This is a genomic window from Streptomyces sp. NPDC021093, from assembly GCF_044333135.1.
Classification (GTDB): domain Bacteria; phylum Actinomycetota; class Actinomycetes; order Streptomycetales; family Streptomycetaceae; genus Streptomyces.
On the sequence record NZ_JBIRQJ010000008.1, the window covers coordinates 162,128 to 182,359 of the forward strand.

The window sequence follows — 20,232 nt, forward strand, 5'->3', positions numbered from 1 at the left end:
GGGACCGGCGCCGTCCCCGACGCCGTCCCCGGCCAGGCTCGCTCAGGAGCGGGGCCGCCACAACGGCCGATTAGGGTATGCGCCCGATAGCCGTGCCCTATCGGCCCACCGGCCGGCCCGCCCGCACCAACCGGTGCACACCCCACGCGGCGGCCGCCCCGACGACGTACCAGAAGAGGTCGGGTGCGTTGAACGTCGACCCGAACATCTGCCGCAGCAGCCAGCTGCGGGCGCTCAACTCCGCCGGTACGGAGTTGAGTTGGGCGAACTCCAGCGCCCAGCTCACCCCGAGCGCGACCCCCGCCGCGACCATCGGCCGCACCCGGGGCGCCACCGCGACCACGAGCGCGTACAGCAGCACCGTGTACAGCGAGTCCCCCGAGTACTTCGCGAAGCCGCCGCTGCCGACCGCCCGGATGCCGAGAGCGGCGGCGATCGCGCCCGCCGCCGCTCCGAGCGCGTACAGCCGTGTCCGGATCACCCGGAGCCGCCCTCGGACTCGTCGATCAGGTACGACGACTCGTCGAACAGCTCAAGGAGCACGACGACGAACGCCTCGCGCACGACCACGTACTCCAGCACGATCCCCGGTGCGACATACGCCTTGCGGTACGTCTCGTTGGGCCCGATCTGCGCCGTGGCGAGCTTGTGGAACGGGTCCCTGGCCAGCACGCGCACGGCGTGGTCCACCTTGGCCTGCCGCTCGGTGGACAGGCTGTCGTGGACCGCCTTCGCCTCGACCGTGTACTGGACCTGCGACCTCCGCTCGGTCATCCCTCGTCGCCCAGCTTCCGGAACAGCCCCTCCTGGGGTGGAGCGACACATCCCCATGATGTGTCGCCCACGACCAGAGGGAGAAGGATCTTTAGATGAGCGGTGTGGGTGAGGGGCATGACCCTGAAGAGTACTGGGACATCTACGTTCGTAAGTCCGCGTTCGTCCGAGGGCACCGACAGGAGCTGTCCACGGACGCTCAAGAGGCGCTGGGCCGGGCCGAGGCGGAACGGGCGGGCAAGAAGGTACGCCGGGTCTGGAAGGACATCGCCTCGGGGTACAAGGACGTCTAGCGCCCCGACTACGACGCCGCGCTCGATGCTGTGCGTTCCCGTGAGGTAAGCGGACTCTGATGCTTCCGGCTCGACCGGTGGAGCCGCAAGGGCGCTCGCTCGGTGCTCGACATCATCGACCCGGAAGACGGGACACCGCCGAGGCGTCTGATCTTCCACGGTGACTACCTGGACAGCTCCAACCCCCGAGACCGCCGGCAGATCATCAACCGCGCGGAGGACGCGAGGGAGGAGAGCGAGCGCACCTCGATGCGCGTACGGGAGACCAAGGACTACCAGCGGGAGCACGGCATGGGGGCTTCCGGACGGCCGCCTTACGGAATGAAGGTTGCCGAGGAGACCCGAAAGCTGGAGCCGGACCCGAGGCCCGCCATCCCCGACAAGCCGGCAGGCCCCAGCAAGGCCGATGTTGCACGCAGGTGGTACCTGGAGGCGATCGAGGGGCACAGCACTCGCGCCATCGCCCGCGGGCTGAACGCCGAGGGGATCCCGTCGAGTTCCGGCGGCCGGTGGAGTCCACAGGTGGTCTACCAACATCTCCTCAACCCGGTCTACGCCGGATGGCAGGTCACACGCCTCAACCGCGGGCACGGCATCCCCGTGCGCTACATGGACCGAAACGGCCGCCCCGTCCGGGTGGGCGAGGGGGTGGTGAACGACGAGGAGCACCACCTCGCCCGTGAGACGGTCGGAGGGCACCGCATCGCCCACATGGCGGTCGAGAGGAGTGGGCACGGCCGGGCGAAACACCTGCTCACCGGCCTGCTGCGATGCGAAGGTTGCGGAAGCCGCATGCCGTGCACCGGTAGCTCGTACTCCTGCGTGGCCAACAAGGCGGGGAAACCCTGCGAGGCGCGCGCCTCGGCGATCAGGGGAAGCCTCGAACGATACGTGGTGGAGTGCTGGCGCGACCGGCTGCTGAGGGCAGAGCCGAACGACCCGATGCTCGTCGTCGCCGCACAAAGGTGGCTGGCGCTGACCCGCCCCGACGAGACGGCGGAGATCGCAGCAACGCGGGCCGCCGCGAAGGCCGCAGAATCCGCAGTGCAACGGCTGCTCGCCGACCGGCAGGCCGGAGTCTACGAGGGACCGGCCGCTCGCTTCTTCAACCCGATGCTGGAACAGGCCACGCGAGACGTGGAGGTGAGCGGAAAAGCGCTGCGCGATCTCGCGGGATCCTCCGTGGACATCTCCTTCCTCCTGGAAGAGACAACAGCGATCGAAGCCTGGGAATCAGCGGACGCGGCGCTGCGCCGAGACCTTCTGGCTCTCGCCATCGACGAGATCTACGTGTCGAAGTGCGTGAGGCACACGGGTCGCAACGGCTTCGACGGCAGGGACCGCGTCAAGATCCGCTGGGCAGAGACGGGGAACCAGTAGCTGGAACCACTGTGGGCGGGGTTGGCATTGAACGGCTGGTCCTCCCCTCCCGTAGCTGCCGCCAGATCACGGTGCGGGAGGATGCCCGCGAGGAGTCCGAGCGAATCACGCACCGTGTTCGCGACAGCAAGTTCTACCAGCGCAACTCAGGTCAGTGGGCGGCTGGCCGTGCGTCATACGGCCTCACCCAAGACCGGGCGGGGTAACCACCAGACAGGCAACGGTGCCGGCCGCGCTCCCGACGACGGTGTCCGACCGCGGCTACGACTTCGACAAGTACCGGCGGCTCCTCCGTAGTCGAGGGATCACCTCCGAAGATTGCCCGCCGAGGTGCCCCGCACGGCTCCGGCCTGGGCAAGACCCGCTGGGTGGTAGAGCGGAGTTTGTGCGCCACGAGGCGCTCTGTCTGTATTCCCGGCTCAGCCGGGAGGAACTCGAAGGAGGTTCCTGGGTCAATGACTTACCTGAAGCCGAAAGGCAGATGGGACAAGAGCATGTCAGGAAACCAGTGACCGGGCCCAGTTGTCAGGGACGGTGTGCTGGGTGGCCCGCGCGATATGGCGAACACTGAATTGTTTGAAGCCCAATCTCCAGTAGGTGCAAGCTCCCATCCGTCGGAAGGACAGCTGAAACCGACGTCGTACTCTGCACCGACTTTGAATGCTTGGCCAGTGCACCTCCGGAGTGCGAAGCGATGTCCAGCGAGGACCTTCGAGGAGATGAGTGGGACGCCTACGTCGCGCTAGTACGTACAGCAGAGACGAACGTGGGATCGTCTACGGGATGCGAGTCCTATGGCGACGGAGGCCCCGTAGTAGTCGCCGGAGTAACGCCCGGCCAGGGAGAACGGGAAGGCCGTCCGCAGGGCGAAGGGGGCCAGGTGGTTCGGGCACCCGAGACCCGGGAGGTATGCGAAATGCAGAGTGCCGCAACGGTGCTGGGTGTCGTGCGTGAACGCGGCAGGCGGCGCCTGCCGTGCAGTGAGCTGTATCGACAGTTGTTCAACCCGCAGCTGTATCTGATGGCCTACGGGCGCATCTATGCCAACCAAGGTGCAATGACGCCCGGAGTCACGCAGGAAACCGTGGATGGTATGTCACAGCGGAAGATTATCCGGATCATTGAGGCTGTTCGCCACGAGCGATACCGCTTCCACCCGGTCCGGCGCGTCCTTATCCCGAAGAAGAATGGGAAGATGCGGCCGCTGGGACTGCCGACCTGGTCGGATTGACTTGTGGGCGAAGTAGTCCGCCTCCTGTCGGAGGCGTATTACGAGCCGACGTTCTCCGACCGATCTCATGGGTTCCGTCCCCGTCGCGGCTGTCATACCGCGCTGCGGGAGGTGGCCCACACATCGACCGGCTGCAGCGGCGCTCGACGCCTGGCTCGTCTTCGAAGACGAGGCCGGCTTCTCGATGGGCTCAGTCAAGATTTCCGTGACGGATGACGTTGCGTCACTTCGGTGGCATGGTCGATTGTGTCTGACAACTTGCTCGGCATTGTGTTCCCGCATCTGGAGATGGTGCTGGTGGAACGGGTGGGTGTGGAGGACGGCGTGGTGCGGGTCAAGGCCCGCACCAGGGGAGGTGTGCTGCGGTGCCCGGACTGTGGTGTTTCCTCGTGCCGAGTTCACAGCTGGTATCAGCAGGCCCTGGCTGACACGGCTGTCGGCGGACGGCCGGTCGTCATCGGCCTGGCTGGCCGTGCGGCGGCTCTTCTGTGACGCCGCAAGTTGCGTGCGCCGGACCTTTGTTGAGCAGGTCGAGAGGCTGACCATCCGCTATGGCCGTCACGCTGTTGCACTGAGGGAAGTAGTGCGGGCGATCGCCCTGGCGCTGGCGGGCAGAGCCGGCGCGCGGCTCGCCGGGACGCTCCACATCCTCGTCAGCCGGTCACGCTGCTGAGCGCACTGATGGCACTGCCCGACCCGTGCCCGGGATCACCACGAGTGCTGGGAGTGGACGACTTCGCTACCCGGCGCGGCCGAAGGTATGGAACCGTGCTGGTCGACTTCGAGACCCATGCCGTCCTCGACCTGCTGCCCGGCCGGGAGAAGGTGCCCCTGGCCCGCTGGCTGGCCTGGCATCCTGGCATCGAAATGATCTGCCGGGACCGGGGACCCCGCACGCCGGGCGCGGGCGTCAGCTGCCGCCTGTACTACTCCGGTGACACGCCCTGACAATTTGCCTGGCGCCGCTGCCTACGGCTGGCTCTTCCCGACACTGCTGGCCCGCGCTGGCCGCGGCCACACCCGCTTCCTCGCCGCCCAGGCCCCGGCCGACCACAACCAGGACCAAGGGGACTTCAGGTTTGTTCCACGTTCTCCACCGGGTCCAGGAGCCTCGCCGCCTGTCACACTGCCTATAGAAGCAGTTCGGGAGCCTCTTCCACTAGGACCTGCCGTGACTCACCGCCTCACCGAGCACGACGCCCGCCTTGTCGACCGATTTCGCCAACTGCATGGATATGTTGGGCAGTTGGTCTCTTCTCTCATTGTGCAGTCCATTGCGGAACAGCGTGCGGACATGGCCGATTCTCACATCCCACTGCTGACTCGACCGGGCTGGATTCCACTTCGTCCGATGTCACCGCTCGACGTCCATCTGTACTACTCCGCGCCACAAGCCGACACCTTCGACGACGCCAAGGACCGGTTGAAAGCCAACTGGCCGCCCGTCGACGGGATGGCTGTCCCCACCTATTCGGCAGCCGTCGACAGGTACAGCAAACCCGAACACTTCTTCCAGGCCCCATCGTTCCGGCTCCTCGGCGTCGATCCGGCATCCACCGCCGCGGAGGCTGGCTCCACCGGTCTTAGGTTCACCATGGGGTCGTACTTCGACTGGTACGACACCAGCGAGGCACTCGGCTTCGAGGCCGCCCGCGAGTACGTCGGAACCTGCGGCGTAAAAATCACCGGCCCCTACCGGGAATCACTTTCGAGCCCGTTCAGCCTGGTGAACCGGTGCGCAACCCCCGGTGTGAACACTCTCACCATCCGTGCTTCGCGGCACAGCTCCATGTTCTACCTCCAGCGACGGACCGGAGTGGCCACAGCCCGCGGCACTGTCCATGTGGTACCCGCAGGAGAGTTCCAGCCCTCGGGCGGCCCCCCGGACGGGCACACTCATGGGGGAGCAGACTTCAGCCTTCGCTCCACCATGATCCGCGAGTACGCGGAGGAGTTCCTCGGCTTTCCCGACTCCACGAATCCGACGAACCGTGGAGCCCCCATCAACTTCCAGGACGAACGCCGATACGCAGCGGTGGCAGAGGCATTGTGCGGAGGCGCCAAAAGCCACTACCTCGGAGTCGGCCTCTATCCGCTCACCTGGAAGCCCGAGGTACTCATGGTCTGCGTCTTCCCCGACCGCCTCTTCGACGACGTCTTCGCGGACATGCAGAGGGAGACGTACGAAGGTCACCTCGAAGGACCCGGCGGTCGCCGACTGGAAGAGTCCGACCGCTTCCCGAAAATGATCCACTACTTGCTGGACCGCAAAAAGCAGCGCCCCTACCAAGGGCTCCCCTTCGACCAGCAGACGGTTGAGGAATACGCGAACGACCCCACCACCCTGCCCGCGGCGCGAGCTTGTCTGCTGCTTGCCTGGCAGCACCGGGACTTTCTGGAGATCCCAGTCCAGACTTGAGGAGATTCATGACAGACGTGGTGGGCAATGGCCAGCAACCCGTGTGGCTGCTCAGTGACTTCGCGGGCGTCCTGGGCCGCCATCAGGCACAGCAGAATCAGCAGCAGATGGCCGCGGCCGCCAACGCCGACTTCGACGTGTTCTGGGAGGCCTACTGGGCCGAGCGCCAAGCGTACGACGTAGGGGAGGCGTCCCGTGAGGAGTACTGGCAGCGAGTCGGGGCCCGCACCGACGCCACATACTCTCCTTCGCTGGTCACCACGCTCGACCGGCTAGACGTAGAGAGTTGGCTGCGCCCGGACGAGGAGACGCTCCGGATGACCGAGGAGCTCATGACAGCGGGTACACGCCTGGCGGTGCTCTCCAACGCGCCGCTGTCGCTTGCCGCAGCCTTGCATACACTGCCATGGCTCGGAGCGTTCGAGCAGGTGATCTGCAGCAGCGAGATACGTACCGCGAAGCCGGATCCCGACTGCTACCTGAAGGCCGTGGATCTCCTGGAAACCACCGTCGACGAGGTCATCTTCATCGATGACCGCGAGGTTAATGTCGTTGGCGCGCAGGCGCTGGGCATCCGGTCCGTGCTCTTCTCGGATGCCGCGCAACTCCGACGTGATCTGCTCAGCTGAGGGGCCAGGGAAAGGGCCACGGGGGAAGGTGGCGTGGTGGAGCTTCAAGGCATGCAATGATCCGGGCCTGCACAGCGGGGTCGGTTCTGAAGCCGTCGGAGAGCCCTGTACGGCCGTCAGGAAATGGGCACGCCGATACGATCTGCTCCCACGTCAGCCCTTGGCTGTGCTCCAGATGCACGTCGAGCAGAGACGCCCGGGTCAGTGCAGCGCCCTGGAACATGGCATGGTCCTGCTCGGCTCCGTCCAACCAGCAGTCGGTCAGGTCGGCTTCTTGGAAACAGGTGCGAACCAGTACTGCCGCGTCGAGCTTCGCCTCCACCAGCTTCGCCCTGTCCAGGTGGCTCTCCCGCAACACTGCACCGCTAAGCCAGGCACCGGACAGAACGGCGTCCTTGAGGTATGCCCTCGTCAGATCGGCGCCCCCGAGCAGTACATCCCTCAGATCGGCTCCCGGCATCCGCACCCCGACCAACCGAGCTCCGCACAGATCAGCGCGCGCCAGCCTGGGCACGCGCTGATCGGCGCCCGTGACCAACTCCAGTCCGGCCAGATCGGTGCGCCGGAGGTCGATGCGGTTCGTCTCGGGACGCGAGGGTCTCCGGGCCAGCACGGTCATGGCGGCGGCGATGTCTGCTCTCACCACTGAAGACCCCGTCACACCCGGCTGGGCGGGCGACTCAGTGCGTACGTACGAAGCCAGCACCTCGACGATGGTCTCGTGATCGTCTTCCGACTCACGCATCACATGTTCCAGTGCGTAGATGCCGCCCAATCGCTCCACGGGCGCTCCGGCCAACTGGGCGACCGCCCTACTGTAGCGCTCGGCCACTTGACCGCGGCGGGCCAAAAGGTAGTGCCGGATGGTGTAGGCAAGCCCCGCCAGGGTGGAACCGGTCACCACGGTGGCTATCAAGGTCCTACGAGTCTCCTCCAGGTCCTTCCCTCGCACCGAGCCACCCGCGAGCAGCCAGGCGCCTGGGCCCAGCAGGAATGTGCAGACGCCGACGGTGCCGACGGCCACGACCGCGTACCTCAGTACTCCCCTCCTACCAACACGGGTTCTCATAAAGGCATGACACAGTGCATATGTCATTCTGGCCAGGGCTCGTACGGGATTGGGCGCCGCTGTCGGAAGATTTCAAGTCCAGTGAGACGTTCGTGAGGCTATGAGGTTTGTGGTGCGGGCTCGCGGCGCTTGGCGGGGTCGTTGATCCAGGCGGTTGGGGGTACTTCTAGGCTGACGCGGGACCCTCACCCAACTCCCAGCCTGAAACGGGCATTACCTCGCGTACTGCACTCTGAGAGGACGTTCCGGTTGAAAACCGGATAGTTCATGGATTGTGCCAGGCTATGGGTGTTTCACCGGTTGCTCGTTTCGCGAGGTTCGAGATCATCGCGAGGCGGATCATGCTCTCGGAGCGCGCGGGTTTGGTCTCGTAGTCGCGGGCGGGCGGCGGTGCATCATGACCCATCCGAAACTTCGCTCCACGACCCAGCGCCTCGGGATCACGGCGAAGCCTTTGGCCTGCTCGTTTCGCGGAACGACGTCGACGTCGATGCCGAGTTGGGCACCGTGTTCGATCGCCTTCTTCTTGTAACCGGTGTTGACCCAGGCCTTGCTGATGGTGGGGTGATCGGCAGCGAAGCGGGTGAGGAGTGGTATGCCTGCCTCGTTGTCCGAGACACTGGCGGCGGTCACGCTGACCAGCAGTAACAGACCGAGCGTATCGACGACAACGCTGCGCTTGCGGCCCACAAACTTCTTGCCGGCGTCGGTTCCCTGGGTGTCGGTGGGAACAGTGGTGGCGGTTTTGACGCTCTGCCTGATCGCGTAGTTCACCGGCCTGAGTGGTGGACCCGGAGCGGTTCAGTCGGGGAGGTCCTCGGTGTCCGCAGCACGGCGGCGGGCGAGCGGCGGCAGGCCGCGTACGACCTGATCCTGGCCGGATACGGCCAACCTCACTGGACGGAGGCCACCTCATGAGCGACTTCGTGCACGACAAGGCCCAGGAGATGATCGACGCCATCGCGGCCGGGGACGACATGCGCATGACGTACGCGTGCGTAGAGGTGATGGAGGAGAGTGCTGGATCGGTCACCGCCCGCATGCAGGCCCTGGCCAAAGCCGTCGAGGACCACTGCAACACCACCGGCTGACCGGTCGCACGACCACGAGCGGGGCCCGGGGCTCGTCAACCACCGGGTTCTGCTCTGTTTCTACCGCATTCGGGGACTTGCAGCTGCGCCGGGGCGGCGACGCCAAGGCGGTCCTCTCTGGAGGTAGGGAGGCTTGTAGAGGGACATAACGGGCGCAGGTCAGATTCCGCAGGCCCTCCAGGCCGGACCACGGGGACGAGTTTCAGCGAGACGCGATGAGACGTACCCGCTGGTGGGGCGATTGCGGCGTGTGGGCAGTTCCCCCGCTTGGGGGAGGTCAACGCGGCGCAGGCATGGGTGCCTTCTCCCGCGGCCGCCAGATCCCGGTACTCTTAGCACATCCGTTCGACCGCTGTGCGGTTTCTGGGTGACCGGGTGTGACGAACAGTCAGGCCCCGACCACCCACATCCCGTACATCGAGCCGAAGGGGAACTCACATGGCCGGCGACAGCGATAGGCCGAAGTCCGAAGTGCCAGAGGACGGAGGCCCACCGCGGGTCCGGGGTGAGAGTCGCCGCACCGTTCGCGATGCACTGCTCGTCGGTACGGTCCAGGCCCTGATGGCTGGGCTCGCCGAGGAGGCCGCGCACTGGATCGTTCAGTACGTGGTGTGGCTGTGCGACATGCTCGCCAGCTTCCTGTAAAACGCGACGCGCCCCCTGGTGTGCAACCACCAAGAGGCGCGAGAGGTGCGCTTTTCTAACCCGCGGCGGTTCCTGTCCGGCTTACCAGGGCTTGGCAGGTACCGCCGTTGCGATGACTTCAGACCGCCCGCCACCAGTGGCCTGCCCCTTCAAGGGGCCGTCCACGAGGGCGTCGGATCTGCGGCTTGGGCGAGGCCGAACGTCACCTTGCACACTGTTTTACAGATCATAAAAGGCGCGCAGACCAACTGTACCGGGCTCTCGCCCGGGCGGGCCTGTTATGACCCCGGCGGTAGCCGGTGGGCGTGGCGCTGGTCGCGGCGGTTGTGGAGGTAGGTGCGGCGGTTCTGCCACCAGGTGAGGCGGTCGCGGGAGTTCTGCGGGAAGAGCGCCTGGGTGATGCCGAGGACCAGGCTCACGGCCAGGAAGCTGATGGCGCACCAGGGGGGTGCACCGGCCAGCGCCTGGGCGAGGCCGCCCGCGCCGAGCAGGCCCGGTATCAGGTTCTGCGTGGTGGCCATCGGAGGGGCCCTTCGCTCGCGGGGAGTGGATAGGACAAGCGAAGGGGAGGGTGGCGGTGTTGCGTGAGAGGCAACCGCAGATTGCCCCGTGCGAAAGATATTGCGGGGAGAGCAACGGGGGGTGCGGGTAAAGGGGTATACCGGGAGCAGGGCCGTGCCGGAGCGGGCGGTCACCAGTGCCTTTCCCCCTGAACGGCAGGGCAGCCGGGCACAGGCCGGGGGAGGCCATGACCAGCGATGCGAGGACACCCAGCGATCCGCCGCAGGGCGAGACGTACGGGACCGCCGTCAAGCGCCTGCTGGCCGCTGCGGGGCGTACTCAGACGGAGTTTGCCGCCGCCCAGGGCCTGACCCAGACAAAGGTCAGCAGGGCCCTGGACAACAAGTTCTCCACGTACTCGCCGACGGACCCCTTCCACGCGTCCGTGCTGGACTTCCTCGGCCTGGACAGGGACAGCGAGCAGGCCCGGTACCTGGAACCCCTCTACGAGGCCGCCCGCAACCCCAACGGGGTGAGCTACTGGCAGGACCAGACAAGCCGATTGCGCCTGACGGTAGATCAGCTCTCGTGGCGTGTGGAGGAAGCGCTCCAGGGCCGCAGCGAGGCGCAGGACGCGCTGAGCGAACTGCAGGAGCAAGTCGACCGGCTCAGCGCCGAGACGAAGCGCACCTTTCACGTGCTTGAGGAGGAGAACGACGTACTGCGCGCCCGCACAGCGGACCAGGAGACCCAGCTGGACCGTGCCGCCGCGTACGCCAGGGAGCAGGAAGACGAGCGGCAGGCAGCCGAGGAGAAGGCCCGTGCACTGGGCCAGGAAGTGTCCGTACTCCAGCACCAGGTCCGCCTCCTCCAGGAAGAAAAGGCCGGTCACCAGCCGATTACCAGGGTGGCAAGGGGCACCAGCTACGAGGAGGCGATCGCACGGTACATGGCACACCACCCGGGCACCCCTGGTGAGCCGTACCTGGCCCACCCCTACCCGCTGGCGGCCGAAGAGCCGGCGGAGCAGCACACGAGCACCCCCGCCCCGCCGCCCGCGGACTCCGACGTCCCGCCGATCAAGGTGCTGACATCCCGCTCCTTGCGAGAGCAGGGGCACCTGTACTGCCTCGCGGCCCTCGCCGCCGGGCTGTCGCTGACAGCGCTGACGGCCGCCGGCTTCTTTGCCGGGGCCTTCATGAGCACCCACGAGGCGCCCCGCTCCGGCTCCTGGCGCGAGGTCGGTGTCGCACTGTCCTTCTGGCAGTGGGACTGGACCACGGTGTGGCACGGCGGGGTGCTGCTCCTGGCACTGATCGAGTACTTCGGCTTCTGGCACCTGCTGTACGAGAAGGCTTACTGGTTCATGTTCGGCTTCATCTGGACCGCAAGTCCCGAAGCAGGACTGACCCCACGCCTCGTCTTCCGCCTCAGCCGGCTGGCCTACCCCGGTTCGGGCAGGCTCGACCCGAAGGCGGTCATGCTCGTCTACGGCGCGCTGATAGCCGTGGTGCTGTCGATGACCGCAGACCTGGCACCGCTGGGCCAGCGCATCAACGACATCCTCAACTCCCGTGCACCCGCGAAGAACACACCCAGCACCAGTCACAGCCCCAGTGCGTCCGTGTCACCTGCCCAGCCGGTGAAAGATCCCGTCGCCGACATCGGCGACCAGCCTGTGAACACGGCACCGATCATGAAACTGCCGGTCTGCGACAACCACTACCTCATCGGGCGACTGACCCCGCCGGGCGCCCGCTTCACCACTGCCCACGAGCCGCGCTGGACGCTGACGGTGCGAGTGCAGCCCGCGGAGGGCATGCCCGGAACCTGCTGCCTCGACGCCAGCCGCTCCGAGCTGGTCCTCCAGGTGCACACCCCTTCCGACGAACCTGCTGTATGGAAGTCCTCCTGGTGCACCTCCGGGCAAGCAGCGCCGCGGTGGCTGCAGCTCACTCAGACCACCTCTGGCACGGTCGACTTCCGCTGGAACCGCCGTACTGCGGTGCCCGGTTGCACCAGCACCAAGGCAGTCCCGTCCGGCAGCTACGTTGCCTCGGTCAGCGTCGTCGACGGCGAGTGGTGGTCGGAGAGCTTCAGGAGGGAGCAGCGAAGCGACTCGACATCGTGGAGCCCTCACGGCCCTGGCGGCTGTTCGAGGGCTGACACCATGACGAAGGAGCTGCTCGGCCCCGCCGGTGATTGTGCGGGTGGTGTCAAGTGGGTTGGGTAGCAGCCGGTGAATTGACGTGGTGTGGCGTTCTGAGCTGCTCGTGACACGCCTGATGGCAGGTTGAACCGCTCCGGGCCTGATGGAGGCTCGATTCCCTGGGAGGATCGAGTCATGGCACGCCCGTCCCCCTACCCTGCTGAGCTTCGTGAGCGTGCGGTGTGCATGGTCGCGGAGATCCGTCCCCACTACCCAACCGAGTGGGCCGCAACGAAGGCAGTCGCCGCGAAGCTGGGGATCGGTGCGGCGGGTGGTACGGGAACATCTCTGCGAGGGGCGCGTGCTGAAGGCGACTTCTCCGCGCAGAGGACGGGTTGATCCCGAGGAGTACGACCGTGCGCTGGCCCAGCTCGCCCTGCCGGGCACTGTGGACGAGTCCGGCCGATACACCCCCTCTCTTCCGCCTCCTGCTCCCGCACCCGATACGGATCCCCAAGCCCGTACACCTTTGAACCCTCTGCGGGCGCATACGCCTTGAAAGGTGCTGACTCCGCAAGATCCTATGCGTGCCAGGCCTCGTTCTCGTCGTCCGCTTCGCGGGAGTCGTCGCGGAACTGGTCCGCCTCGGTGAAGGCGAAGCCCTGCGGGACGGACTCGCCGAAACCGGCGGCTACTTGGCGTGGTAGTTGGGTGCGCCAATACTGGCCCTCTCCTGCCACTCCGGTGCCGTCGCCGTCCAGATGCCGCTTGGGGCAGCCGCCCCAGCAGACAGGGAGGAAGGAGCAGCGCGAACAGGTCGGCAGACGTGTCGGGTCGAAGGAATCCCACCATGCCCCGTCGGTGCCGGGGCTAGCTGCCGCGACGAGCGGCAGATCGCGGCGGAAGGAGCCGACGGCCCGATGTGTCTCACCCACCTGGAGCCCGCAGCGATATTCCAGCCCATCAGCGCCCACGACCGCCGAGTCCGGCGCCAGCGCCCCGCACACCGACGTCTTTGGATGCGGGAAGCCGCCCACGATGTCCTGGTCGTCCTGTGCCTCCTTCGGCAGGAGACGCTCGGCGACCTCCTGCAGCTCCTCGAACTCCTCCGCGCTCAGCTCGTGAGGCCGCAGGAACGCCGATCGATCAGAGTAGGCCGAGAGCTTCGCGACCATCAGCACGCAGCGGTACGGCGCATCGAACCAGCCGCGTGCTCTGGCCAGTTCGATGAAGCCGGCGAGGTCACCGGCGTTGCCGTGGTCCGCGTTGAAGCGCAGATCGACCCGGGTGTGCCGGACCAGTTGATCTACCAGAGCCACCGCCTGGTCGAAGGAGGAGAGGTCCTGCTCGCCGCGGTGGAGGGGACGGTAGCGGCGACGGCGGTCGTGGTTCTCCTTCAGCCCGTCGAAGGAGATCTGCACTTCACGGATACGGTGCCGCGTGACGAGGCCGCCCACATCCTGCGGCCAGCGCGTCCCGTTCGAGACCACGGAGGCGTGGTAGGCGATCCCCGCCGCCGCACAGAAGTCCTGCAGCTTCTGCGACGCCCGCTCCATGAACTCCAGGTTCATCAGCGGTTCCCCGCCGTACCAGTCGATGTGCAGGCTCCGCTTGCCGCGGCGCCCCAGCCTCTCCTTGGCGATGTCCACGAGAGTGTCGGCATCGTCTACGCTCAGCGCCTCATCGGAGCGCGACTCGTAGCAGTAGTAACAGCCAAGGTTGCAGTCCATGGTGGTCGTCACGAGAAGCACCACGGGTGCGTTGCCGCGTGCCTGCCAGTACCGCTCCCGCACCGCGGTCAGTTCGTCGGCGTCCGGCGCGACGAGGAACCCGGCACGCTGCAGCTGGGTCGTCAACTCCGCACCGAGCACGGACTCGTGCACCAGCGAATGGTTCCCGCTCAGCAGGGCGGCCAGCTTCTTCGCATCGCGACCGTGCAGGCGGAACACACTGCCCGTAGAGGCGTGGAAGAGGCCGTATCCATCGGAGAGCGGGACGGCGAAGGTGTAGCGGGAGGTTGCGAGCAGCCGTTCCATGGGCCTTGCCGCGCTATTCGATCTCGACGATCGCCAGACAGGTCGTGCGGCTGCCGCACAGCCGGGGCGGCCGTTGCGGCAGCGCTGATGTGCCGCCTGTCTCGTCCGCGATCGACTGCAGATCGGAGTCGACCACAGCGGCGACGACGACTTCGTAGCGCCCGCCCGGCGCCGTCAGCACCTTCGGGTTCTCGTCGTCGGATGCGATCAGCCGGATCGTGTTCGGGGTCTCCTGCTCCATGGGATGCAGGATCCTCGTCGTCCGAGCGGAGCGTCAATCGGGCAACTCGCTGATGTTTATTGGTATGTGGCGGGGTGGACCGGGGGCAGCCGGAAGTTCACAGTGCGTGTATGGAGATGCCTGCCCGATACCTGCTCTTGGTGATTCTGGTCAGTGCGGCAGCCGGCAAGTCCCTGCGACCCGGTACCACGCGCACCGCGCTGGCTGCGGCGGGCCTCTCCCCGAGGGCAGGTACTGTGCTGCTGATCGGCGCAGAGGCACTGCTCGCAGCCCTGCTGGTGCTGCCGGGCACGGCTTATATCGGCGCCTGTGGTGCCCTGGGGCTGCTGACGGCCTTCACCATCTTCGCGGGGTGGGCCGTGGCAACGGGCCGCTTTGTGCCGTGCGGCTGCTTCGGCCGTGCGGGGGCGCCGATGTCCCGCCGCACGGTGGCCCGGAACGGCGCCCTCGTCCTGGTCGCCGCGCTGGCAATGGGTGCGCCGCCCGGCGGCATGACATGGACGGCGGTTGTGGTTCCCCCTGCGGTGGCCGTCCTGCTCATCTGGCGGGTGTCATGGCCCTCCGTTCCCCGGCCCCGCGCTGTCCGCGTGAGTACAGGCCCCGGCAGGCGGATGCTCCTGGTGGCAGCCGTCTCCTCCCTGCTGGCGGCCTGCACAGGGCGGGGTAGCACACCGCTGGCGGCCTCATCGTCCGCGCCCCGCGCGCCGTCCGCGAAGCCCCCGGCAACGGCAACCCCCGACTGCCCACTGGCCGTCGACGTCGCCCGCCTGCCCGCGAACGGCATCGAAGAGAACGACTGCAAGGCCGTCGGGAACTACCGGGAAACGGTCGGGGTCCAGGATGAGGAGGGCAACGGACATCCCCAGTACGCGGGATGGACCATCGCCAGGTACTCCTTCGACACCGCTCCGCCCCTCGAGGAGGTCCGCAACGTCACCAAGGTGCGCTGCCGTTGCAACGGCAAGGAGTACGACAGCGCCAGCGCGTGCCTGGCCGACTGCCGGACCTCGCTGGGCTGTTTCACCGGGATCTGCGAGCCCGCAGGCGACCAGGTCTGCATCGAAGCCACGCTCCAGAAGGTCACCTTCAAAGCGGTCACCACCGTGTACGCCCTGGAGTGGGAGCCGACCCGCGCGCTCTCCGCGGTGTGCAAGAGGGCGGTCTGCGCATGGCGGCAGCGGGTGATCAGGCACGAGGCCCAGCACGTTCGCGACGCCCGAGCTCTGGTGGTGGGCGCTGGCGAGGCAATGGAGGGGAAGCGGTACGAGGCGTGCGCGGCCACTCGCGCCGAGGCGCGGGTGGCCGTCGAAGCCGTGATCAAGGCTGCTCTCAAGGCCGAGGCCGACCAGCTCGGCGACGAGTTCGAGCGCATCTCGGAGGAGTGGCACAAGACCCCGGCCGGTAAGCCGATCCCCGACTTTGCCTGCACGACGTGCGCCTGACCCCGGCCAGGCCGCGGTGCGCGTCCCGCCGCTCTCACTGCTTGACAAACAACATGAGGAATCAGTAAGAGGATTTCTACGAATATCGACCTGCGGAACCTGGTCGCCTCCGGGGCTCTCGCGGAATTCTCACAACTGATCAATCATGAGAATCGAGTGGAAGCGGATTCTGCCTGAGCCAGCGACGGACTGCCTTCATTTCCTCCTTGCGCCCAAGGCGTTCAAGCAGCTCCACCTGTAGGCCCAGCACAGTATGAAGTTCCCGACGTGCGTAGGGCATCGTGGCAGCGTACGTACGATAAAGTTGCACAGCCTCTAGCGTTGCGCGCAGCGCACCGGGAAGATCACCTTTTACCTCTAGAAGCGCCGCAAAGGCAGCCATTGAGTCGGCGAGGTCGGGTTCGAAGGCGGCTGGCTCGTCCTCCGCCAGCCGGCGGTAGATCTCTACTGCCTCCTCGGTGGCGATTAACGCCTCGCCCCATTGCTCCATCTCCGACAGTCGATTGCCGAGGTTGGAAAGTGAGTTGGCGAGGTCGGGCTCGAAGGCGGCTGGCTCGTCCTCCGCTAGCCGCCGGTAGATCTCTACTGCCTCCTCGGTGGCGGTCAATGTCTCACTCTGCCGCCCCGCCTGCGACAGCCGGATGCCGAGGTTGGACAGTGAGTTGGCGAGGTCGTACTCGAAAGCGGCCGGGTTGTCCGCTGCAAGCCGCTGTCGGATCTCCACCGCCTGCTGCTCGGCGGTCAACGCCTCACCCCGCCGCCCCACCTGCGCCAGCAGCACGCCGAGGTTGGACAGCAGGGTGGCGAGGTTGGGCTCGAAGGTGGCCGGGTTACTCACTGCTAGCCGGCGATAGATTTCCGCCGCCTCCTCGGTGGCGGTCAACGCCTCACCCCGCTGCCCCACCTCCGACAGCTGGATGCCGAGGTTGGTCAGCGAGCGCGCGAGGTCGGGTTCGAAGGCAACCGGCTCGTCCTCCGCCAGCCGCCGGTAGATCTCCACTGCCTCCTCGGCGGCGGTCAACGCCTCACTCTGCCGCCCCGCCTGCGACAGCCGGATGCCGAGGTTGGACAGTGAGTTGGCGAGGCCGGGCTCGAAGGCGACCGGATCGTCCGCCGCCAGTCGCTGTCGGATCTCCACCGCCTGCTGCTCGACGGTCAACGCCTCACTCTGCCGCCCCATCTCCGACAGTCGATTGCCGAGGTTGGACAGCAAGGCGGCGAGGTAGGGCTCGAAGGTGGCCGGGTTGCTTACTACTAGCCGGCGGCAGATCTCCGCCGCCTCCTCGGTGGCGGTCAACGCCTCACCCCGCCGCCCCACCTCTGACAGCTGATTGCCGAGGTTGGACAATGAGCGCGCGAGGTCGGACTCGAAGGCAACCGGCTCGTTCACCGCCAACCGGCGGAAGATCTCCACTGCCTCCTCGGCGGTGGTCAACGCCTCACCCCGCCGCCCCGCCTGCGACAACCGGATGCCGAGGTTGGACATCGAGTCGGCGAGGTCGTACTCGAAAGCGGCCGGCTCGTCCTCCGCCAGCCGCCGGTAGATCTCCACTGCCTCCTCGGCGGTGGTCAACGCTTCACCCCGCTGCCCCACCTCTGACAGCTGATTGCCGAGGTTGGTCAGCGAGCGCGCGAGGTCGGGCTCGAAGGCGACCGGATCGTCCGCTGCAAGCCGCTGCCAGATCTCCACCGCCTGCTGCTCGGCGGTCAACGCCTCACCCCGCCGCCCCGCTTCCAACAGCCGGATGCCGAGGTTGGCCAGCGAGCGCGCGAGGTCGGGCTCGAAGGCGACTGGATCGTCCGCTACCAATTGCTGGTCGGCGTGAGCACGGACGATAGAGAGGCGAAGGGCGAGAGGGCCGGTGATGCGGGACTGGTAAGGAAGCGCGTCTGACACGACCTGGACGGCTTGGTAGACGAGGGGAGCGGCGTCCAGGGCCGCGTCCATGGTGCGCAGGACATATTCGCTGTCGGTGGGGCGGCCGGCGTTGTAATGGGCGATGGCCGCGCGGGCCAGGACAATGAGGAGCTGCGCCTGTTGGCCCGGTGCTGCAGCGCCGAGTAGTGCGGGCAGCTCGATGTCGCCTTCGGCGAGAGTACGGGAGGCGTGGTACTCGGCGATGCGGTCGGGCTGGAGGGAGCCCCAGTAGCGGTCGCCATCGGCCGGGTACAGGGAGGCCAGCCACCTGGCGGCGAACTTTGCCTGACTGGCGGTCAGGCCAGGCAGGGTCGCGAGCACGCCTACGGCCTCTTCTTCTTTCTCCCTGCTGGCTCCACACAGGGCGGCTACTGCCACGGCGGCGCCCAGAGTGGGGGTCGGCAGCTTGAGCTTGTAGGCAGATCCTTTCGCACTGGCTTCCCAGAAGCGCTCCTCGTGTTTGAGCAGGGTGCGCTCCGGCGGGGTGCCGGGGGCCGCGTCGACAGGCTGGGGGCCGTGTTGCAGGAGGGCGATGAGGGCGGTCATCTGCAGGGTGAGGACGTTGTCGTAGCGGTACTCCTGCAGGTCCGCGGGGGACCTGAGCGTGGCGGCCAGGGATGTCCAGTCGTGTGCGGGCAGGGTGGGTAGCAGCGGGAGCAGGCGGGCGAGGTCGTGGGCGGCCCGGTGGAAGGCGTCATGCCGGTCTTTTGCGGGCTGGCTGGTGGGGATGAGTGGGGCGAGCGGGATGACAGGGGCTGCTTCGAGGAGGTTCTCCACGGCGGCAATGGCTTCGTGGGAGCCGGTGCGCCATTGGCCGTCGGAGCGGGCGAGCAGCAGTACGCGCACGCGGTGGCGGGAGCGGTCCAGGTAGGTGATGAGGCGGCGCAGCAGGCGGGGGCGGGTCTCGGCGTAGTCGACGACCAAAAGCAGGGGCAGCGATGTGGTCAGTGTGGTGAAGTCGGGCGGGGCGGCGTCCAGGGTGGGGTTGTCGGTGAGGTCGGAGCTCAGGTGTCCGGTGACCCAGCCGCGCCAGCCGAGGGTGTCGGTGAGACGGCGGGCGAGACGGGTCTTGCCCTGCCCTCCGGGCCCGGTCAACACACGCAGCTGGATGGCTGGGGGGCCGTTCTCACACCACCCCTGCCAGTCGGCGAGTTCGCTGGCGCGGCCGTGGAAGGCAACGGCTTCGGTGTCGGCACGCAGGAGGGCGGCAGGGGAGTGCAGGTTGCGGTCGATGGCGGCGGGGGTGAGCAGGGCCGCGGGTTCGACCGGTTCCAGAACGGGTTCCCAGCCGGTGTGCTCGGTGATGAGCGTGCGGAAGGACTCGTCGGCCAGGAAGCGGGCTGCCGGGGTGGCGGTCAGACGGGCGCCGCCGTCGGCCCGGCGATCGCGGCGCAGGACGCCGCACAAGAGGTCTGCGCCGTAGCCGTCGCTGGTGAGGACGGCAGCGCCCGACATACCCGACCAGCGGCTCCCCCCGTCGGTGATGTAGGTGGCGGCGGGGATGGGGTCGGTGCTGGTGAGTTCGTAGCGGCCTGCCAGGGAGCCGGTTCCCGGGGCGATACGGCCGGTGAACTGCTCGTCCAGCCGCCGGCCGTCAGTGTTGTCCTTCTGCATGCGAGGGAAGCCGGACGCGGTGACCGGGTGGGGACGGCTTCCGATGATGAGGCCGTAGCGCTGGGGCGGTCGGGTGAGCAGGTCACCGAGGGACTGCGGAACTCGCCAGCCCGGGGCTTCCATGATTTCGATCAGAGCGGCGTCCACGACGTCGTCCCAGCGCTGCCAGCGTACGATCGCGGGAAACTCCCCCTCACTGGTGTCCGGCAGGCTCACCGTCACGGGGTTGGTGGCATCCGGGTCCCTACGGTCCAGGATGTGGGCTGCGGTCAGTACCAGCCGCGGCGCGACCAGGTAGCCCGAGCCGAACCCTGTCTTCTCCCCCAACTGGTCCACCCAGATCTGCACCCGCCGGTCGAACTCCACCAGCCGCCCCCGCTCACTCGCCGCTGCTTGCGGCACGCCTCCGGCGGTCCACGTCGCTGACGTCGAGGCCGCCGCCGTCGGGTCGGTGTGGGGTCAGCGTCACGGTCACCGTGTGGGTGGCCTTGCTGCTGCTTTCCTTCTTCCCGCCCAGGCTGACCACGCTCCACCGCAGTCCGCCGTCGACGCCCTTGGTACCGGTCAGCTCCAGGCCGAGTTCCAGCGTGATCTCCCCCAGCGTGAACAGCACCCCTCGGTGGCCGTTGCCCTCAGGAGCGGAGATCCGGTCCTGCGCCTCGGCGACTTGGTCCCGCAGCAGTGCGATCGCGTCTGCCAGGTCCATCCACTTCTGATCCGAACCGCTTGCGTTACCCACCACGCCCCCTCGCCGCCCCGCCTCGTGCAGCAAGGCAGGGGTATATCCAGCTACACGAATT

General features: G+C 67.1%; 18 protein-coding genes and 4 pseudogenes. 13 read left to right on the forward strand and 9 right to left on the reverse strand.

Annotation, left to right across the window (positions count from 1 at the left end):
• Window positions 1-97 precede the first annotated feature (97 nt).
• Together ACH4SP_RS25775 and ACH4SP_RS25780 are read right to left on the reverse strand one after the other, a co-directional pair.
• On the reverse strand, window positions 98-481 hold the full coding sequence (locus ACH4SP_RS25775; protein WP_398417922.1) for a DUF2809 domain-containing protein: 384 nt from the start codon (window positions 479-481) through the stop codon (window positions 98-100).
• Entirely contained in the window at window positions 478-774 is a 297-nt protein-coding gene (locus tag ACH4SP_RS25780; RefSeq protein ID WP_398417923.1) for a hypothetical protein, read from the reverse strand. Before ACH4SP_RS25780 ends, ACH4SP_RS25775 begins: the two co-directional genes overlap by 4 nt.
• 95 nt (window positions 775-869) lie before the next feature.
• Here ACH4SP_RS25780 and ACH4SP_RS25785 point away from each other — a divergent pair, with 95 nt between their 5' ends.
• The 8 genes and pseudogenes from ACH4SP_RS25785 to ACH4SP_RS25820 all read left to right on the forward strand — a co-directional run bounded on the left by ACH4SP_RS25785 (window position 870) and on the right by ACH4SP_RS25820 (window position 6,726).
• The gene (locus ACH4SP_RS25785; RefSeq protein ID WP_398417924.1) at window positions 870-1,067 is read left to right on the forward strand and encodes a hypothetical protein; all 198 of its coding nucleotides are present in this window, start codon (window positions 870-872) and stop codon (window positions 1,065-1,067) included.
• Window positions 1,068-1,169: 102 nt separating this feature from the next.
• Window positions 1,170-2,447 carry a recombinase family protein gene (locus tag ACH4SP_RS25790; protein ID WP_398417925.1) on the forward strand — a complete coding sequence of 426 codons (1,278 nt, stop codon included), beginning with the start codon at window positions 1,170-1,172 and terminating at the stop codon, window positions 2,445-2,447.
• A 250-nt stretch (window positions 2,448-2,697) separates the two neighbouring features.
• Window positions 2,698-2,830: pseudogene (locus tag ACH4SP_RS25795) on the forward strand (IS5/IS1182 family transposase); the annotation flags it as partial.
• A 533-nt stretch (window positions 2,831-3,363) separates the two neighbouring features.
• Window positions 3,364-3,810, forward strand: a pseudogene (locus ACH4SP_RS25800) (maturase); the annotation flags it as partial.
• A gap of 114 nt (window positions 3,811-3,924) precedes the next feature.
• Window positions 3,925-4,170 (forward strand): transposase family protein, encoded by a 246-nt coding sequence (locus ACH4SP_RS25805; protein ID WP_398417926.1) that lies wholly within the window; start codon window positions 3,925-3,927, stop codon window positions 4,168-4,170.
• Window positions 4,171-4,359: 189 nt separating this feature from the next.
• On the forward strand, window positions 4,360-4,626 hold the full coding sequence (locus tag ACH4SP_RS25810) for a transposase (protein WP_398417927.1): 267 nt from the start codon (window positions 4,360-4,362) through the stop codon (window positions 4,624-4,626).
• Between the two features lie 403 nt (window positions 4,627-5,029).
• Window positions 5,030-6,097, forward strand: coding sequence for a hypothetical protein (locus tag ACH4SP_RS25815; protein WP_398417928.1), 1,068 nt, complete (start codon window positions 5,030-5,032; stop codon window positions 6,095-6,097).
• A gap of 8 nt (window positions 6,098-6,105) precedes the next feature.
• Window positions 6,106-6,726 carry an HAD-IA family hydrolase gene (locus ACH4SP_RS25820; protein WP_398417929.1) on the forward strand — a complete coding sequence of 207 codons (621 nt, stop codon included), beginning with the start codon at window positions 6,106-6,108 and terminating at the stop codon, window positions 6,724-6,726.
• Here ACH4SP_RS25820 and ACH4SP_RS25825 read toward each other — a convergent pair.
• Both ACH4SP_RS25825 and ACH4SP_RS25830 read right to left on the reverse strand, forming a co-directional pair.
• Entirely contained in the window at window positions 6,719-7,750 is a 1,032-nt protein-coding gene (locus ACH4SP_RS25825; RefSeq protein ID WP_398417930.1) for a pentapeptide repeat-containing protein, read from the reverse strand. The genes ACH4SP_RS25820 and ACH4SP_RS25825 overlap by 8 nt on opposite strands.
• 310 nt (window positions 7,751-8,060) lie before the next feature.
• A pseudogene (locus ACH4SP_RS25830) lies at window positions 8,061-8,551 on the reverse strand (transposase); the annotation flags it as partial.
• A 158-nt stretch (window positions 8,552-8,709) separates the two neighbouring features.
• On the opposite strand from ACH4SP_RS25830, the gene ACH4SP_RS25835 reads away from it, so the two are divergent.
• A complete protein-coding gene (locus ACH4SP_RS25835) occupies window positions 8,710-8,886 on the forward strand; it encodes a hypothetical protein (RefSeq protein ID WP_398417931.1) in 177 nt (58 codons plus the stop codon).
• A 438-nt stretch (window positions 8,887-9,324) separates the two neighbouring features.
• A complete protein-coding gene (locus tag ACH4SP_RS25840) occupies window positions 9,325-9,531 on the forward strand; it encodes a hypothetical protein (RefSeq protein WP_398417932.1) in 207 nt (68 codons plus the stop codon).
• A 278-nt stretch (window positions 9,532-9,809) separates the two neighbouring features.
• Here the strand turns inward: ACH4SP_RS25840 and ACH4SP_RS25845 are convergent, their stop codons facing one another.
• Window positions 9,810-10,052: a hypothetical protein gene (locus ACH4SP_RS25845; RefSeq protein WP_398417933.1), complete on the reverse strand. Its 243-nt coding sequence runs from the start codon at window positions 10,050-10,052 to the stop codon at window positions 9,810-9,812.
• A 227-nt stretch (window positions 10,053-10,279) separates the two neighbouring features.
• Here ACH4SP_RS25845 and ACH4SP_RS25850 point away from each other — a divergent pair, with 227 nt between their 5' ends.
• Both ACH4SP_RS25850 and ACH4SP_RS25855 read left to right on the forward strand, forming a co-directional pair.
• The gene (locus ACH4SP_RS25850) at window positions 10,280-12,265 is read left to right on the forward strand and encodes a hypothetical protein (RefSeq protein ID WP_398417934.1); all 1,986 of its coding nucleotides are present in this window, start codon (window positions 10,280-10,282) and stop codon (window positions 12,263-12,265) included.
• A 111-nt stretch (window positions 12,266-12,376) separates the two neighbouring features.
• A pseudogene (locus ACH4SP_RS25855) lies at window positions 12,377-12,577 on the forward strand (IS3 family transposase); the annotation flags it as partial.
• 185 nt (window positions 12,578-12,762) lie between these two features.
• Here ACH4SP_RS25855 and ACH4SP_RS25860 read toward each other — a convergent pair.
• Window positions 12,763-14,217, reverse strand: coding sequence for a radical SAM protein (locus tag ACH4SP_RS25860; RefSeq protein ID WP_398417935.1), 1,455 nt, complete (start codon window positions 14,215-14,217; stop codon window positions 12,763-12,765).
• A gap of 13 nt (window positions 14,218-14,230) precedes the next feature.
• Entirely contained in the window at window positions 14,231-14,458 is a 228-nt protein-coding gene (locus ACH4SP_RS25865; protein WP_398417936.1) for a hypothetical protein, read from the reverse strand.
• Window positions 14,459-14,568: 110 nt separating this feature from the next.
• Between ACH4SP_RS25865 and ACH4SP_RS25870 the strand changes: the two genes are divergently transcribed.
• The gene (locus tag ACH4SP_RS25870; protein ID WP_398417937.1) at window positions 14,569-15,900 is read left to right on the forward strand and encodes a MauE/DoxX family redox-associated membrane protein; all 1,332 of its coding nucleotides are present in this window, start codon (window positions 14,569-14,571) and stop codon (window positions 15,898-15,900) included.
• A 139-nt stretch (window positions 15,901-16,039) separates the two neighbouring features.
• Here ACH4SP_RS25870 and ACH4SP_RS25875 read toward each other — a convergent pair whose 3' ends face one another.
• Both ACH4SP_RS25875 and ACH4SP_RS25880 read right to left on the reverse strand, forming a co-directional pair.
• Window positions 16,040-19,798 carry a tetratricopeptide repeat protein gene (locus tag ACH4SP_RS25875; protein ID WP_398417938.1) on the reverse strand — a complete coding sequence of 1,253 codons (3,759 nt, stop codon included), beginning with the start codon at window positions 19,796-19,798 and terminating at the stop codon, window positions 16,040-16,042.
• A gap of 13 nt (window positions 19,799-19,811) precedes the next feature.
• Window positions 19,812-20,138 (reverse strand): trypco2 family protein, encoded by a 327-nt coding sequence (locus ACH4SP_RS25880; protein WP_398417939.1) that lies wholly within the window; start codon window positions 20,136-20,138, stop codon window positions 19,812-19,814.
• Window positions 20,139-20,232 lie beyond the last annotated feature (94 nt).